Below are 15,120 nucleotides of genomic sequence, written 5' to 3' on the forward strand. Positions count from 1 at the left end.
TGGGGCACGGGACAAACTGCCCACGGAATACGGATTGCGACGGATCACTGATTTGGCGTTGGCGGCCGGATGGTTGGCGCTGGTTTGGGCTTGAGTCCGGCGAGGATGGGTTCTGGAAAGACGCCGATGTAGAGCGCAGCGGCAAGGGTCACCGACAGCGCCGTGGTCAGCGCCCAGGGTAATTCCGGCAGTTCGTCCTCGGATGACAGGCGTTCCTGGAAAAACATCGTCACCACCGGACGCAGGTAGTAGTAAAGCGAGGCCGCGCTGTTGAGGACGGCCACGACCACCAGCCACGCATAGCCCGCCTGCCAGACCTCCCGAAAGAGCACAAATTTGCCCATGAAGCCGGCCGTCAACGGCAATCCGCCCAAGCCGAGCAGGAAGACCACCATGGCCACGGCTGCCCCCGGTGCCTGGCTGCCAAGCCCGGCGTAGTCGCTGATCAGGGTTCGGTCGTCATCGTCCCGCGCCATGTAGGCCACGACGGTAAATGCGCCGAGCGTCATCACGGCATAGCTCGCCAGATAAAACAGCGTGGCTCGCCAGTCGCTGATGATGACGCCCATCAGGGCATACCCGGCGTGCGCAATCGAGGAATAGGCGAGCATCCGCTTGATGTCATCCTGGACGATCGCAACGGCATTCCCGATCACCATGGACAGTACGGCGACCGTCACCAGAATGAGCGTCCAAGTTTGGTGAATTGAACCGGCTTCGGCTGGGAACATGCCCACAAACACGCGCAGCATCGCCACGAAAGCCGCGGCTTTCGGCCCCGCTGCCATGAAAGCCGTCACCGGCGTCGGCGCGCCTTGGTACACATCCGGGGCCCAGAGGTGAAACGGCGCCGCCGCCGCCTTGAAGCACAGCCCGACGAGCATCAACGCGGCTCCGGTCAACAGAAGGGGTTGCGAGACAAGCGTTCCGTTTTGAACCACGAGCTGCATGGTGGTCAGATTTGTCGTCCGCGTCGCGCCATAAACCAGAGCCATCCCATAGAGAAGGAAACCGGTTGAGAACGACCCAAGGAGGAAATACTTGATCGCCGCCTCATTCGAGCGGAGGTCATGGCGTCGAAAACCCGCCATGGCGTATGAGGCAATCGAGAGAATTTCAATGCCCAAAAACAACAGGGCAAGGTCGCCAGCGCCGCCGATGAGCAGCATGCCAACCACGCCAAACGTCAGCAGTGCAAAATACTCGCCGCCGCCGGTAGCTTTACCGCCAAAGGTGGGCATGGCCAGAAAAACCGAGAGCGCGGCGACGAAAAGAAACACAAAGGCAAAGGCCGTGCGCATGGCGTCGGTGACGAGCATGCCGTTGAAGCTGGCTCCGGGCGATAGACCAGTCCAGCCCCATACGCCATAGGCCGCCGCCAGAATACCGCCTAGCACCAGCCATCCAGCCCAGTGACGGCTCTCCTTGGCAAAGGCGTCATAGAGCATGACGGCCAGTCCGGTAACAGCTAAACAGATTTCGGGAAAAACTGCGGTATAGTTGATGTCTGGGTTGACGGGCATCGTCGGTACATCGGAAAAGAAATGGGCTTATGCGCGGTCTCACCATAATCACCCACGTTGAGAACGGCAAGCCACAAGCCGTCATGCTTTGTATGTTTCGTTACAGGCAGTGACCTTGCAATCACCTTTTCCTAAGTCTTGACCGGGAAACGTTGCGCCGGTGGTGATTGCAAGGCTTCTTTTGGTTAGCTCTTCGGTTTCGGCCAAAGTCATGACCGCAAAGATTGGCGTGAAGGTTGGTATGACACTGGGGCGCGCCCTGCTTGGCTTATGCCTTCTCTGGCTGACGGCCGGCGGTGGTTATGGTCAGGGCCGCGCGCATACGGTTCAAGTGGCATCCGTCAACGATGAAACCGTTGCCCGCGAAACCGTTGCCGGCTATCGCGGGCGCGGTGTCACCGCGTATTACGTCAAGGTTGAGCTGCCCCAGGGGACGTATTACCGCATTCGGGTTGGACGCTTCACGACAGCGGCTGAAGCGCAACGCTATGCCCGGGCCATTGGCGTCCGTGATGCCTTCATCACGATGTATGACGGGCCGCCAGACGCGCCTGTGACGCGCGCGCCGGAAACGTCGCCCAAAGCCACGGCGTCCAAGTCAACCAATGTCGCTGCGGCCGGGTCCACGCCCTCCAGTCCGACGCTGCCGCCCCCGGTGATGGTCATCAAGCCAAAAGGCCAGCCTGCGCCACTGCCGCCCGCCACCACCCTGCCGGGGCCGGATTCACCCACTGGCCAGGTCGTCAGCCCCGCCGACGCCGCGCCGCCAGCCGCGCCAGGACGCCAACTACCCTGGCGGGCCGAACGCCCAGCCCTGCTGTTTGGCGATTTGACGGCCCCTGCCGCGCCAGCCGGGATGGAGTTTCGCACTGATCCTTCGCCCTGGACCCGTTTGAGCACGCCAACCCGCGCCGATTTGCACTGCGCTCATTTTGTGAATCCACAAATTGGTTGGGTTGGTGGTCGGCGTGGTGTCATCTTGCACACGGAAGACAGCGGCCAACGCTGGATTGAACAAGTCACCGGAACCACCGCCAACGTCACCGGCTTGTTTTTTCTGGATGCCGACACGGGTTGGGCAGCAGTTGGCGGCACGTATGGCCTTGACCCACGGGTGGCAGGGATCGAGCCGGCGATTCTGCATACCAATGACGGTGGCCGGGTTTGGCGTCCGCTGGCTGAACTGGATGTCCGCGCGCTGTGGTTCGTCAATAAACAGGTTGGATTTGCCGTTGGGAACTACAGTTCCGTTTTCCGCACGACGGATGGCGGCGCAACCTGGACGCCCTGTGAGGGAATAGCGCGGGCCATCGAGCGCCCGGAAGGGCTACCCGACGCCGTCTTGACCTTTACCCAAGTGCAGTTTCTCGACGAACGCCGGGGCTGGGTTGCCGGTAACTTTCTCGGGCGTGGTGTCACCCGCCCCGGCGGCGTATTTTTCACCTCCGACGGTGGCACGACCTGGACACGCTGTCCCATTCCATTTGCCGCCACCAGCGCCGACATTACTTCGATGCGGTTCATCGGCGCCCGGCGGGGCTTTGTTGTTTCAGAACTGTACCGAGGCGATGCCCGCTTTGTAACGTTACACTTCACCAACGATGGCGGCGCGACGTGGAGTGAGCGCCGCACGGCCGTGCCCGGCTTTCACGTCACGCACTTTCTGGACGAGCGCACCGGCTGGACGATGGGGGCGCTCCTGACCCGCGAGGGGTCGGCGCCACCCTACGAAGTTGGCATCTGGGTGACGCGCGATGGCGGCCGCACTTGGCGCGAAGAAAAAACCCTGGCCGGCACGCAAATTTATGGCGCGTTTTTCCTTGATGACCAAACCGGCTGGGCCGTTGGGCAGGGTGGAACCGTACTGCGTTACCGGCCGTGAATCCCTCTGGAGTTGCACCCGTCGCCTTGCACTTACTACTTGAAAACATCTGGCTGGCGCTCATCAATGTCTGGGCCAACAAACTGCGCTCGCTGCTCACCGTGCTAGGGGTTCTCGTTGGAACGGCAACCGTGATTGCCGTCTCGTCGGTTCTCACTGGGGTCAAGGACCGCACCGCGAAACTGGCGGCCCAAGTCGGCCCCGAAGTGCTTTACGTGAGCCGGTTTGACTCGATTGGCCCACGCTTTTCCCGTCCAAGCGCCGAAGAACGCCAGCGCAAGCCCCTAACCGAAGAAGACGCCGAGGCCGTCAACCGGCTTCCTACCGTGAGGGCGGCCACGCCGCAGCTCGTGGTGGGCAGCTTTGGCCCGAGCGCCACCCAGTATCGGCTCAAATTCAAAGGGCGTGAGGCCACCCGTCCGATTGCCTTCGGCGTCTGGGCCAACTACCCGGAAGTGCGCTGGCTGAATTTGCGTGCCGGCCGGTTCTTCACCCCCGAAGAACACAACCGCAAGTTGGATGTTGCCGTGCTCGGGCCGGTCGCGGCCGAGCAGCTCTTTGGCCAGCAGAACCCACTGGGTGAAATGGTGGAATTTGAAGGACGCTCGTACCGGGTGATTGGGGTCGTCGAGAAAGGGCCGACCGGCATCTTTGGGGATACACCGGAAGACCGCCAAATCATCATTCCTTACGCCAACCTTGCCCAACGCTACCCAGAGCTGGTGCGCGACCGTGGCGTCACCATCATTGCCCACGCGCAGGCCGGCCGGCTCGAAGCCATGCGCGATGAAATTACCGAACTCCTGCGCCGCCGCCGCCGGGTGCGCGCCGACCAACCGGACAACTTCGGCATCAGCACGCCAGACGCCATCTTTGCGACGTTCGACAGCATCACCTCGACGCTGGGCGTGATTGCGATTTCGCTGGCTTCGGTCAGCCTTCTGGTCGGCGGCATCGGCGTGATGAACATCATGCTCGTGTCGGTCACGGAGCGCACCAAGGAAATCGGCACTCGGCGCGCCGTTGGGGCGCGACGACGGGATGTGCTCACGCAGTTTCTGATTGAAGCCGTGGTGCTGTCGCTGATCGGCGGGGCGCTTGGGATCGGGATCGGCATGGGCCTGAGCGCCGGACTCAACGCCTTTGTTCCGAGCGTGCCGTCACTCGTTCCGCTCTGGTCGGTGGGAATTGGCTTTGGGATTTCGGTGGCGGTTGGGTTGCTGTCGGGCTTCCTCCCGGCGCTTCGGGCGTCCCAACTCGACCCAGCCGAGGCGCTGCGGTACGAGTAACGGCTTCTCTCAAGAACTAAAATCTTCGACTCGTTGGCTTGACCGACAGGCCTTGCTCACAAAGTGTGATACAATTTGGCGCATTTACAAAACAGCGACCTGCATCCCACACGCCACTCAAAGATGTTACTTGTTGCTTTATTCCATCAAGTGAGTAACAGACTGCGCCTATGCCAACCAGTGAGCAGGATTATGAACAAACTTACGCAACAGCCTTGACGGCCTGGCTAGAGGGACAATCGGTCGCCATCAATCCGTTTGCCGATGTCCACGAAGCTGCCTGGCCGCCGTCGGCCGAGGTTGTCCGCCTACATCACCGCTTTATGGATGCCCGCCGCCGGCAGGGACCGCTCGCAGCCGAGGTCGAAGCCCGCGCCGCCGAGTTTCTTGCCGTGACGCTTCAGGCCTATGACACCCGCTACGGTCAGCTCAAAGGCGAAATAGCAGAAACCGAAACTGCATCAGGTATTGCTACCTGGCGCTACGACGTTGCCCAGCAGCGCCTCTTTTGGTCGCCGTATGCATTGGCGCAGATGGGTTTTGACGCCGCTACCGCGCCGCGCACCCCCCAGGAAGCGATTGCGCACTTCGTTCATCCTGCCGACCGTGACTATGTGTCGAAAATGCTTGGGCTGATACAGGCGGATGGCCAGCCCCGCGAGCTACGGTACCGCTTTTTGCATCCGCAGCACGGCGTGACGTGGCGACTCTGCAAGGCAACGGCCCACCGGGATGCCCAGGGGCGTGTGACCGATCTTCTCATTTTCTCGCGCAACATCACCGAGCTGGTTGAGTTGGAGGAACGCCAGCATCTCTACCAGGCTATTTTCGACCATATCGAGGATGTCGTTCTCGTGACCGAGGCCGAGCCGATTGATTTGCCCGGTCCACGCATTGTCTATGTCAACAAGGCCTTTGAACGGATGACCGGTTACACCGCGGAAGAGGTGATCGGACAGTCACCACGCATTCTTCAGGGGCCAGGCACGTCGCCCGAAACCCGCGCCCAGATTCGCCATGCGCTTCAAACTTGGCAGCCGATTACAGTTGACATCCTCAACTATCGCAAGGATGGCAGTGAGTTCTGGGCGGAGCTTGCCATCACGCCGGTCACTCAGCCAAATGGTTGGGTGACGTACTGGGTCGCCGTCCAGCGCGACATCACGGAGCGCCGGCGCCAGTCCGCGCGCCAACAACACCTTCAGAAAATGCAGGCCGTCGGTGAACTGACCGCCGGCATCGCCCACAACTTCAACAATCTGCTGGCGATCATTCAGGGGTACAGCGAAATTCTCAAGCGTAACGCCCAAGATCAGCCGCAAAGTCAACGTCAAATCGAGACCATCCTTCGCGCGGCGCGGCGGGGTGCGCAACTCGTTCAACAACTCAGCCTGTTTTGCCGCCAGGAACGGTCAACCCCGGTGGTTGTGGACGTGCAGGCGATGGCCGAAGAAACCCTCACGCTGGTCAGGCAGTTGCTGCCGGCTGAAATCAGGGTGGATGAAATCGCCGATTCGGCGGCCACCTTGAAAGACGCCCGCCCGCTGCTGATTGAGGTGGATCGGAGCCAGCTATCGCAGGCATTGCTGAATCTGATCATCAATGCGCGGGACGCAATGCTGCCCGATGGAGGGCAGCTCACGGTGGCCGTTGGACGGCAGCGGATCACGACCGGTACGCTCAACCACCTGGCGGAGCGGGTTTTCTATGACGCTCCACCCGAAGCCGGCGAGTATGTGTGGGTAAGCGTGCGGGATACCGGCATCGGGATGGATGCGTCCACCCAACGGCGCATCTTTGAACCCTTTTTCACAACCAAGCCGCCTGGCCAAGGAACGGGGCTGGGCTTGGCCATGGTTTATGGCTTTGTGGCCGAACATCGCGGGCTGATCACCGTCGCTTCTGCCCCCGGTGAAGGAACGACGCTCACGCTTTATTTCCCGGCTGTGGCGGCGGCGGCTTCTAACGAGGAGTTTTCAGGCGAGTACCGGTACTTGCCATTGTCATTGCCACCCGGAGCCACAGCGCTGGTGGTCGAGGATGAACGCGACCTCTGCGACCTGATCGCGGAGATGCTGACCAAACTCGGATTTGCCACTGTGCATCGCGCTTATGATGGCGCCGCAGCACTCGACTGTTTACGGACACTCGACCAGCCGCTTGAACTGGTGGTGACGGACTATTCGATGCCGCTGGCATCCGGCAAACAGGTGGTTGATGAACTAGCCGCGCGTGGACTGGGCCACCGGGTGCTGCTCACCAGCGGTTTGCCGCTCCTCGACAAGCTGTCATCCTTACCGCCGACCGTCCAGGTCATTCATCTACCGAAACCGGTATCGCTCTCGAAGTTATCCAAAGCGGTCCGTCAGTTACTCGACGACGCGGGCAAAACTGCTTCTGATGGAACGGCAACGCGCAAGCCGTCATAGGCCAGCTCGACCCCGGCCGGTAGCTGTGGGGCGAGTTCGGCATGGCGGATGTCATGGGCCATGTGCGTCAGGTACGCCCGCTTGGGCTGGAGGCGGGCAATGTAGGCAAGGGCGGCCTCCAGGTGCAGGTGGGTCGGATGGGGTTTGTAGCGGACGCAATCCAGCACGAGGGTGTCCAGTCCGAGCAGGCGCTCACAGGCGGCGTCGGGCAGGGCGCAGCAATCGGTCACATAAGCGAAGTCGTTGAGCCGAAAGCCAAGCGTGGTCATGTCCCCATGCGGCAACTCAATCGGCGTGACGTGCAGCCCACAGAGCGTACAGTCGCCGCCAATCGTGTGCGGAACGAGGCGCGGACGACTTGACGGCCCAGGCGGGCCAAAGGCGTAACTAAACATGCGGTAGAGGTTTTGCCAGGTTTCGGCGCTGGCAAAGCAGGGCATGGCTCCCTGCCGATAGTTGAGCGCCCGGAGGTCGTCAATGCCGAACACATGATCGGCATGAGCGTGGGTAATCAACACCGCGTCGAGGGTTTTCAGCCCGGCGCGCAGGGCCTGCTGGCGAAAATCAATCGAGGGATCAATCAGGATGTGCGCGCCGCGATACCGGATCAGCAGCGAGACGCGCAGGCGGCGGTCGCGGGGATCGTCCGACGTGCAGGTTGGGCAGTCACAGCCGATCATGGGAACGCCCACCGATGTTCCCGTGCCGAGAAATTCAATCTCCATGACCTTTTGACAACTGACCTTATCTGCGACACCGCGCGCGGAAGCCCTGAGTCAGCAAAAAGTTTGGCGGCCGGTTGTCCGGCCGCCAAGTCAGTTTTCCGGTTACGCCGCGCTTATTCAACAACTGGACTTTGGGTTCTGGTTGAGCCATCGCCACCGGAGCGGGCAGGTGGACCCTGGCGCATGCCACCGCCTGGACTTGGGCTGATGCCGGGGCCGGCATCGCCGCCGTAGCCCCCACGCATGGGCGCGCCGCCGTAATCCGGTGTCAGACCGCCACGTGTCAAGCCGCCGCGCATGGGCGGTTCGTACCCGGGTTTGCCGAAGCCGCCGTCATCAAATGATGGACGAGCAGTAGGTGAAGGGAGTTCCCGCCGCGGGAGCGCGGGGAGATGGTCGTCATCGGCCATCCCGGCCGCTGAACGCAGCCCTGGATCAAAACGCGGCGGCGTCGGCATCGGACGCGCCGTTGGCATTGGGCGCTGGCGGCCACTCATTTCACCGAGTGGTTCATGTCCGGGCTGGTGTGGGTCGGGATCGGCAGCCGGCGGCGGAGCTGGCGCTGCGGCCGGCGCTTGGCGCGTTCCGGCAGCCAGTGGCCCACTTGGGTTCATTGGGTTGAACAGCAGCGTCGGACGGTAGAAATCCCAGGGCAGTCCCCAGGATGTGCCGTAGGCAAATCCATAGGGCGAGTTCCAGAAGCCATAAAACGGAAAGAAGGTGTAGCCACCCAGTCGCATGTCAAACAGCCAGAGTCCGAAGAACGGCGCGTAGCCAAAGCCGTAGGCCCCGCTTTGCCGCCAGCCGTTGAAGGCCGTCAGCACATCCCGGTCCTTCAAGCGGGCGTTGGCGTCACGAAGCGTCTTGGCGCGGTTGCGGCTCCAGGCGTCAAAGTCATCCTGCGCTTTTTTATCGAGTTTGGCGACGGTCACGGTTGAGGCTTCGAGCGTGACCAGTTGCTTGTCCTTGACCGGGGTGAGGCGTCCGGCCTGGTCAACGGCGATGCGGCCCTTGGCAATGGCAACGGTGGGTGCGCCGTCGGGCGGGACGGTGATCCGGTAGAGGCCATTGCGCGCCAGGTTGACCGTGCCGTTGGGCGTCAGGATGCGCAGGAAGAGTTCCGTCCCATCCGTGCCGGTCACTTCAAACAGCGCGCTCCCGCGCGTGATTTCAATCGCCAGCGCGTCGAGATTGGGATTGGTCAGGACGATTTCCGCTTCGTGGTCGAGCCGCAAGTACGAACCTGGATTGAGCAGTAGTTCGGCACGGCCGGTGGGTCCGGTGCGCAGTCGGTCGCCGGTTTTGAGGCGGTTACCCGTTGTGACGGACTGCCAGGCATCGGTTTGTCGAGCGCGGCAGCTCAGGACTTCCCCTTCAACAAAGTTGATTGTGCCGGCTTTGGCGGAAACGATGAACTGTTCGGGCAAATTGACGGTGTTCGCTCCGCGAATGGGAACTTCGGTCGTTGGTGGCTGGGAAATCGTTTGGGCCGTGACCGGCGCGACACTCAGGGCGCAGGCCCCTGCCAAGAAAGTCACAGTGAGAATAGAACGCTGCATACTCAGAACCTCCGTGGGGTGGGGTTGAGTCTCCCGGAAACCGATGCGCTTTCCAGAGAAAGGTTGCGAGCGACACTCCGAACAAGGTTTTCGGAATATTGAAAGCGGAAGGCCTGAAGTCATGCCACAGAAAACGTCCTAACTCAAGCCAATTTGCCTGGGCGACTTGTCGGGCCTCACTGGTAACGCGCGTTGCCGCCGACCGGCCCGTTGGAGCCACCCTACCCACATCAACGGGATTTGCCCCGGATCGGTTCCTTCCGTTTGGCCAATCCCGCGGCGCGTTGGTCGTCGTCAGACGGCACGCCCCGGCAGGTGAGGCTTGCGGGCGACGAGATCAATTAACGCCGACATCCCCTGGTGGGCAGTGCCTTCGGTGAGGACAGCATCGTAAGAAGCTAGGTGGAGCAGCTCGAAATCGGCAAACGTCTCACGTAACCAAGCTTCCGTGTAGAGGTTCTCAAGGTGTGGCGGTCCACCTGTCCGGTACTGCAATTGCTCTGTCCGGTAGCCTTCCACCAGGAACAACCCGCCCGGCTTGAGCGTCTGTTTGAGGTTGGCGAAAAGGTGGTCGCGGGCCGGCGATCCAACAAACTGGATGAAAATCGCCACGACGACATCAAACTGGTCGGGTGGAAAGGGCGTGGTGAGCAGATCGACCGTTTTGAACGTCACGGTGACACCACGCTGGGCAGCACGTTGGCGCGCTCTAGACTGCGCAACCGGCGATACGTCCACCGAGAGGACTTCAAGCCCCTGTTCCGCTAGCCAGATACCATTGCGTCCTTCCCCGTCGGCAACCGCCAGCGCCTTCCACCCAGGGCGCAACCGGTCGGACTGCGACACGAGAAAGCTGTTTGGCGCTTCGCCAAGTTGGTAGCCACCTTGGTACTTGGCATCCCATTCGGCTTGGTAATCAGATGGCATGACACGCTTCGGTAAGTGCTGGTGGGTTGGGCAAGTCGGCCTAGCGAGCCAGCAACCCGCCGTCCACCGCGAGGTTGACTCCGGTGACCCAGCCCGCTTCACCAGACGCCAGATAGAGCGCCGCATAGGCAATGTCTTCGGGACGGCCGAGGCGTCCCAGCGGATAGCCCACTTCAAAGTCCCGCCGTCGGGCGGCCGGATCGGGTGCGTCGTCAATGAGGTGGCGATTGCTTTCGGTCGGCACGAAGCCCGGTGAGATGCAGTTGACTCGGATGCCATCGCGCCCATAGCGAACTGCCAAGGATTTGGTCAACGTCACTAGGGCACCCTTGGAAGCCGCAAATGCCGGCGACGTTCCCGCCCCACCTTTGACGCCAAGCAGCCCGGCAATGTTGATGATGCAGCCACGGCGTTGCTCCTGAAAGTGCGGCATGGCGTGCTTGGCATAGAGAAACGCGCCACGAAGGTTGGCATCGAAGGTTTCCCGCCAGACTTCTTCGGTTGTGGCTTCGAGCGTCAGGCGGTGGTTGACGCCGGCGTTGTTGACCAGGATATCGAGCCGGCCGTAACGGTCGAGCGTCGCGTCCAGGCTGCGCTTGACGTCGGCTTCGTTGGTGACATCCGCTTGAATGTGAATGGCCTGCCCACCCATGAGCGTCAGATGGGCCACGGTTTCCTGTCCGGCCGACAGCCGCCGCGAGACAATGGCGACCCGTGCGCCAACTTCGGCAAAGAGTTCGGCGATGGCGCGACCGATGCCCTGTGAGCCACCGGTGATGAGCGCCACATTGCCATCCAATCGAAACATGGCTTATGGACGCGACCCAATCAGTCCATCCAGTGGGCTGCTGGCGCTGGCATACAGGCGACGTGGCATCCGCCCGGCGAGGTATGCCAGGCGTCCGGCCTCGATGGCTTGCTTCATAGCGGCCGCCATCAGTGGGGGGTGTTTTGCCGTCGCCACCGCCGTGTTGAGGAGCACGCCATCCATCCCCATTTCCATGGCAATGGCGACATCGGAGGCGGTTCCGACGCCGGCATCCACAATGATGGGGACTTCGGTGATCATTTCGCGCAGAATGCGGAGTGTGGTGAAGTTCTGAATGCCGAGCCCAGAGCCAATCGGGGCCGCCAGGGGCATAATCGCGGCTGCTCCGGCGTCAATGAGCCGCCGCGCCACGACCAGATCATCGTTGAAGTAAGGCAGGACAATGAAGCCTTCCTTGGCCAACACGCGCGTCGCTTCAATCAAACCTGCATTGTCTGGAAACAGGGTTTTTTCATCGCCGATGACCTCGACCTTGACCCACGGCGTGTCGAGTAGCTCCCGCGCCAGGCGTGCCGTCCGAATGGCGTCTTCGGCCGTGTAGCACGCCGCCGTATTCGGCAGGATCAGCATGCGGTCGAGATCGAGATAATCCATCAGCGACCCAGCCGAGCGGTCGGCCAGATTGACGCGCCGGACTGCAACAGTGACGACTTCCGCCCCGGAAGCGCGATGCGCCGCGCGCATGGTTTCAAAGTCGGGATACTTGCCCGTGCCGATCATGAGCCGTGATTGGAATGTCCGACCGGCAATGACCAGCGCATCAGATGTGATGTCAGACATAGTTTACGTGCAGGTGTCTCGGTGAGGTTGACCAGGGCATCATCCGCCACCGACCAAGTGAACAATCTCCAGCCGGTCGCCGTCGGTCAAGGTGACTTCCGCCCAGGTCGAGCGAGCGGACAGTTCACCATTGTACTCGATGGCAATCCGCCGAGCATCTGTCAAGTTGAGCCGGTCAACCAAGTCTGCCAAGGTCAGTGGTTCTGGAACGGTGTGGTGCTCCCCATTGATGATGATGGTCATAGCCAAGACGCGACCAAGCTGAAGAAACAAGTCAAAGAAAACGGTTTCAGCGCACTAACCATACGCTGAAACCGCTGTTGTTTTCAAACCGGTCAACCACGTTCCCCCAGCCGCACGGTGTGTGGCGTCAGGACTGGGGCGCAGCTTCGCCACCCTCTTCTTTCTTCTTTTTGGCCGGTGCTTTGCGCTTCGGCAGCCCCATTTTCTCGCGGGTTTCATTGTTGAGTGTTCCGGTTACTTTCAAACCATTCTGCTCCTGATACTTACGAATGGCTTCTGTCGTTTCGGCATTCTTGTAACCGGTGACTTCACCCTGGTACAGACCAGCTTCCTTGAGTGTGGTTTGAGCTTTGCCGTAGTCGGTGTTGGGGTTGTTGGTACGTGGTTTCTTTTTCTTGGGCGCTGCGCCCGTTTCAGCGGCCGGCGCATCTTGGGCGAAGGTGAATGTCGGGCCGCCAAAACTGACCAACATCAGCGCAACCACCAGGGCGAGCAAGGTACGTTTGTTTGACATGTAACGATGTCCTCCTTGGGTTTAGGAAATCAGAAATGGTGGAGTTCCTCGGTGGCCGAAGCCTCAAGGATTGAAAGGTTGGTAGGCTGACTCTGGTGGCGAAGCTTCAGTCGGTGGAGCCACCAGGATCATCCCAGTCTGCCGACGAGAAACCGTCGAGCGCAACCGATAGCGAAAGCGCCGACAGCGCCGCGCGTAGGTTGGGACGGGATCGGCGTCAAGCACGAACCCGGCCGCATCGGCTTCAAAGCGAAAACTGTAGCCATACCAGCCGTCGCCGATGACTTCACTGGCTGCCACCCCGGCCAGGCGGCGCTCGAACCCATCCAGAAAACCCATGCGGTCAATGAGCTGCTCCCACGTGCCAAACCGCCCATGCGTGGCATGGTAAGCCGTTTGAGCCGTCACCATCGCGTGGACATGCTTGACGGCGCGGCGTTCGGCAACGACAACCATCACCCATCGGTAAGCCAGAGCAGACAGCGCCAGCAAGCTGCCAAGGATCAGCAGGGCAAGCAGGACTTCAACCAAGCTTGCGCCGCGCCCGTGTCCCAGGCCACACAACCGGAGATGTGGGTGGAGCGTTGGGTATCGCATGGCAACAATTTGGCACAGGCCTCGTCAAACAAGGTGTTCAGGCAACAAAAAGTCCGGGCAAAAAGGCTGGAAAGAAGCTTTGGTGATGCAACCTTACTCAAGAATGATTGCACGAACAAGACGAGCTTGTGTTTTTGTAATGGATCGAGAGCGTGGCTTGCGTTTCAGTCGCGTTCAAGCGAATGCTGCGTCCGCTGGCTCACCGGGAGAACAAACGTCAGGCTGCGCCGGCGTAGGTCAAAACGGATCCGAAACGGCCGCAGGGCGGCGCGGCCGAGCAGGGGCGGGGCTGTCGTGTCCGCGCCATGAAGCAGATCGGTCGGAATCTTTTCAAGATACAAGCTTTCCAACCACACGCTGGTTGGCGCAACGCGCGCAACCCAAAAGGCGTTTCCGGCCACATCCTGTACGCTGCGGGACGGCGCACGGCGCGCGTCTTGGATGCCGAAGGTCGCCGCTTTTGAAGCTGGAATGGCAAGGCCAAAACTCGAACCCGTGTCAATCAGGGCTGCCTCATGACGGCCAACCCGCACAAACGGCCGCCGCCCGTTGGATTCCGGCAGCCACCGTAACGGTATGCCGTCCACCTGCGCTTGGCGGTTGAGCGGTGACAGGGTTTGGTTCGGAAAGTCAATTTCGTAGCCTACATCGGCAAAAACTTCGGTTGGGTCGAGAACGCCATCCACATCCGAAGGTAGCCTATCAGCGATGACCATGCGCCCGGTTCGGGGGAGCCGGTTGTCGGGTGTGCCGATGGCAAGTGTTCGGGCCGTGACAAGTGGTTGGGGGATACCCAAGCCGCGCCCGGTGCCCTGGAGCACCAAGATTTGTCCGGTGTCGGTAACGCCAGCACGGCGCGCCACACGCGGGGACAAGAGCGTGACGCCCGCGCCCGTATCTATCACAAAGTTGAACGGCCCGGCGTCATTCACCCAAGCCGTCAGGCACAGTCCCCGCCGGTCCTCGCGCCAGGCGACCGTTGCCGGGAGCGGTGCCGGTTGCGTTGTTGCGCGAGGTTTGGCGGGCTGCCGGTGTGCGGCGAAAGGCGCGGCGCTTGTGGAAGCCAGCGCCGCCAGGAGCGTCGCCACGAGCCATGCGCCAAACATAACCCAAGTGCGTATGAAGGGGAACCCAGACTTCACGCGCACCACCTCCTTTTGGCTGGTCTTTCGCGTTACCGAATTTGGAGGTTCGGTCAGGTTAGTTACGCCGTCGGAGTCCGTACGTGTAGAGCGCCGTTCCGCCACCACCGGCGAGCGCGCCAATCCCCGCACCTTTTTTGCCACCGGCGAGTGCGCCGATGCCGGCACCAAGACCAGTTCCAGCCGCGATGGTCAACACATCACGCCGGTTGCGCTGCCACCAGGAGCCACGCCGCCGAGCAACCGGGGCGTCGTCATAGTTGTAATAGGCGCGCTGAGTCGTAGTTCGGGCGCGTGGCGCGCGTGAGTTCCGGTTTTGGCGAACTTGGGTGACGGGAAGGGTGTCTGTCGCTGGCTGAACCGGAGACGTGACTGGCTGCCCCTCTGGAACCAAGCGATAGGTTTGCCCCTGAATCTGAACCGTGCCCTCGGATAGCGGCACTGGCTGAACCAGCTCTCCGGGTTGAGCCAGTGGCGTTGCCACCTGCGCCGCCGGTGCCGGCGGGGAGGCTGGAGCAGAAGAGGAGGCTGGAGCAGAAGCGGCTGGAGAAGAAGTCGGTGAAGAACTGGAACGTGTCGCAAATGCCCCAATCCCACTGCCCAAAAGCAAAAGCGTTAGCCCGCCGGCAATCAACTTGGGTGTGTGTGGATGCTTCATCAAAGCCTGTGGTGTCATCGTCG

The 15,120-nt window shown here is 61.3% G+C and carries 14 protein-coding genes; 3 read left to right on the top strand and 11 right to left on the bottom strand.

Annotated elements, in window-relative coordinates; translation table 11 throughout:
* Window positions 1–44: 44 nt before the first annotated feature.
* Window positions 45–1,523 (bottom strand): NADH-quinone oxidoreductase subunit N, encoded by a 1,479-nt coding sequence (locus tag J8C06_RS01070; protein WP_211428956.1) that lies wholly within the window; start codon window positions 1,521–1,523, stop codon window positions 45–47.
* Between the two features lie 211 nt (window positions 1,524–1,734).
* Here J8C06_RS01070 and J8C06_RS01075 point away from each other — a divergent pair, with 211 nt between their 5' ends.
* The 3 genes from J8C06_RS01075 to J8C06_RS01085 all read left to right on the top strand — a co-directional run bounded on the left by J8C06_RS01075 (window position 1,735) and on the right by J8C06_RS01085 (window position 7,123).
* Window positions 1,735–3,405, top strand: coding sequence for a YCF48-related protein (locus tag J8C06_RS01075; protein WP_211428957.1), 1,671 nt, complete (start codon window positions 1,735–1,737; stop codon window positions 3,403–3,405).
* A 26-nt stretch (window positions 3,406–3,431) separates the two neighbouring features.
* On the top strand, window positions 3,432–4,694 hold the full coding sequence (locus J8C06_RS01080; protein ID WP_211428958.1) for an ABC transporter permease: 1,263 nt from the start codon (window positions 3,432–3,434) through the stop codon (window positions 4,692–4,694).
* 170 nt (window positions 4,695–4,864) lie between these two features.
* Window positions 4,865–7,123 (top strand): hybrid sensor histidine kinase/response regulator, encoded by a 2,259-nt coding sequence (locus J8C06_RS01085; protein WP_211428959.1) that lies wholly within the window; start codon window positions 4,865–4,867, stop codon window positions 7,121–7,123.
* On the opposite strand, the gene J8C06_RS01090 is transcribed toward J8C06_RS01085, so the two are convergent.
* From J8C06_RS01090 to J8C06_RS01135, 10 genes are all read right to left on the bottom strand, one after another.
* Window positions 7,060–7,848, bottom strand: coding sequence for an MBL fold metallo-hydrolase (locus tag J8C06_RS01090; protein WP_211428960.1), 789 nt, complete (start codon window positions 7,846–7,848; stop codon window positions 7,060–7,062). The genes J8C06_RS01085 and J8C06_RS01090 overlap by 64 nt on opposite strands.
* 113 nt (window positions 7,849–7,961) lie before the next feature.
* Window positions 7,962–9,407: a FecR domain-containing protein gene (locus J8C06_RS01095; RefSeq protein WP_211428961.1), complete on the bottom strand. Its 1,446-nt coding sequence runs from the start codon at window positions 9,405–9,407 to the stop codon at window positions 7,962–7,964.
* A gap of 294 nt (window positions 9,408–9,701) precedes the next feature.
* Window positions 9,702–10,334 carry an SAM-dependent methyltransferase gene (locus J8C06_RS01100; RefSeq protein ID WP_211428962.1) on the bottom strand — a complete coding sequence of 211 codons (633 nt, stop codon included), beginning with the start codon at window positions 10,332–10,334 and terminating at the stop codon, window positions 9,702–9,704.
* A 40-nt stretch (window positions 10,335–10,374) separates the two neighbouring features.
* Complete coding sequence (locus tag J8C06_RS01105; RefSeq protein WP_211428963.1) at window positions 10,375–11,142, bottom strand: SDR family NAD(P)-dependent oxidoreductase; 768 nt, start codon at window positions 11,140–11,142, stop codon at window positions 10,375–10,377.
* A 3-nt stretch (window positions 11,143–11,145) separates the two neighbouring features.
* Window positions 11,146–11,943: a thiazole synthase gene (locus J8C06_RS01110; protein WP_211428964.1), complete on the bottom strand. Its 798-nt coding sequence runs from the start codon at window positions 11,941–11,943 to the stop codon at window positions 11,146–11,148.
* A 39-nt stretch (window positions 11,944–11,982) separates the two neighbouring features.
* On the bottom strand, window positions 11,983–12,186 hold the full coding sequence (thiS, locus tag J8C06_RS01115; RefSeq protein ID WP_211428965.1) for a sulfur carrier protein ThiS: 204 nt from the start codon (window positions 12,184–12,186) through the stop codon (window positions 11,983–11,985).
* A 127-nt stretch (window positions 12,187–12,313) separates the two neighbouring features.
* Window positions 12,314–12,700 carry a peptidoglycan-binding domain-containing protein gene (locus tag J8C06_RS01120; RefSeq protein ID WP_211428966.1) on the bottom strand — a complete coding sequence of 129 codons (387 nt, stop codon included), beginning with the start codon at window positions 12,698–12,700 and terminating at the stop codon, window positions 12,314–12,316.
* A 63-nt stretch (window positions 12,701–12,763) separates the two neighbouring features.
* A complete protein-coding gene (locus tag J8C06_RS01125) occupies window positions 12,764–13,297 on the bottom strand; it encodes a hypothetical protein (protein ID WP_211428967.1) in 534 nt (177 codons plus the stop codon).
* 164 nt (window positions 13,298–13,461) lie between these two features.
* The gene (locus J8C06_RS01130; RefSeq protein ID WP_211428968.1) at window positions 13,462–14,439 is read right to left on the bottom strand and encodes an aspartyl protease family protein; all 978 of its coding nucleotides are present in this window, start codon (window positions 14,437–14,439) and stop codon (window positions 13,462–13,464) included.
* 58 nt (window positions 14,440–14,497) lie between these two features.
* Entirely contained in the window at window positions 14,498–15,115 is a 618-nt protein-coding gene (locus J8C06_RS01135) for a hypothetical protein (protein ID WP_211428969.1), read from the bottom strand.
* Between the last annotated feature and the right edge of the window lie 5 nt (window positions 15,116–15,120).

It is taken from the genome of Chloracidobacterium validum (assembly GCF_018304825.1).
Classification (GTDB): domain Bacteria; phylum Acidobacteriota; class Blastocatellia; order Chloracidobacteriales; family Chloracidobacteriaceae; genus Chloracidobacterium; species Chloracidobacterium validum.

Coding starts and splice junctions, on each gene's coding strand:
- J8C06_RS01070 (WP_211428956.1), bottom strand. CDS start 1,523: ATGCCCGTCAACCCAGACATCAACTATACCGCAGTTTTTCCCGAAATC.
- J8C06_RS01075 (WP_211428957.1), top strand. CDS start 1,735: ATGACCGCAAAGATTGGCGTGAAGGTTGGTATGACACTGGGGCGCGCC.
- J8C06_RS01085 (WP_211428959.1), top strand. CDS start 4,865: ATGCCAACCAGTGAGCAGGATTATGAACAAACTTACGCAACAGCCTTG.
- J8C06_RS01090 (WP_211428960.1), bottom strand. CDS start 7,848: ATGGAGATTGAATTTCTCGGCACGGGAACATCGGTGGGCGTTCCCATG.
- J8C06_RS01095 (WP_211428961.1), bottom strand. CDS start 9,407: ATGCAGCGTTCTATTCTCACTGTGACTTTCTTGGCAGGGGCCTGCGCC.
- J8C06_RS01100 (WP_211428962.1), bottom strand. CDS start 10,334: ATGCCATCTGATTACCAAGCCGAATGGGATGCCAAGTACCAAGGTGGC.
- J8C06_RS01105 (WP_211428963.1), bottom strand. CDS start 11,142: ATGTTTCGATTGGATGGCAATGTGGCGCTCATCACCGGTGGCTCACAG.
- J8C06_RS01110 (WP_211428964.1), bottom strand. CDS start 11,943: ATGTCTGACATCACATCTGATGCGCTGGTCATTGCCGGTCGGACATTC.
- thiS (WP_211428965.1), bottom strand. CDS start 12,186: ATGACCATCATCATCAATGGGGAGCACCACACCGTTCCAGAACCACTG.
- J8C06_RS01120 (WP_211428966.1), bottom strand. CDS start 12,700: ATGTCAAACAAACGTACCTTGCTCGCCCTGGTGGTTGCGCTGATGTTG.
- J8C06_RS01125 (WP_211428967.1), bottom strand. CDS start 13,297: ATGCGATACCCAACGCTCCACCCACATCTCCGGTTGTGTGGCCTGGGA.
- J8C06_RS01135 (WP_211428969.1), bottom strand. CDS start 15,115: ATGACACCACAGGCTTTGATGAAGCATCCACACACACCCAAGTTGATT.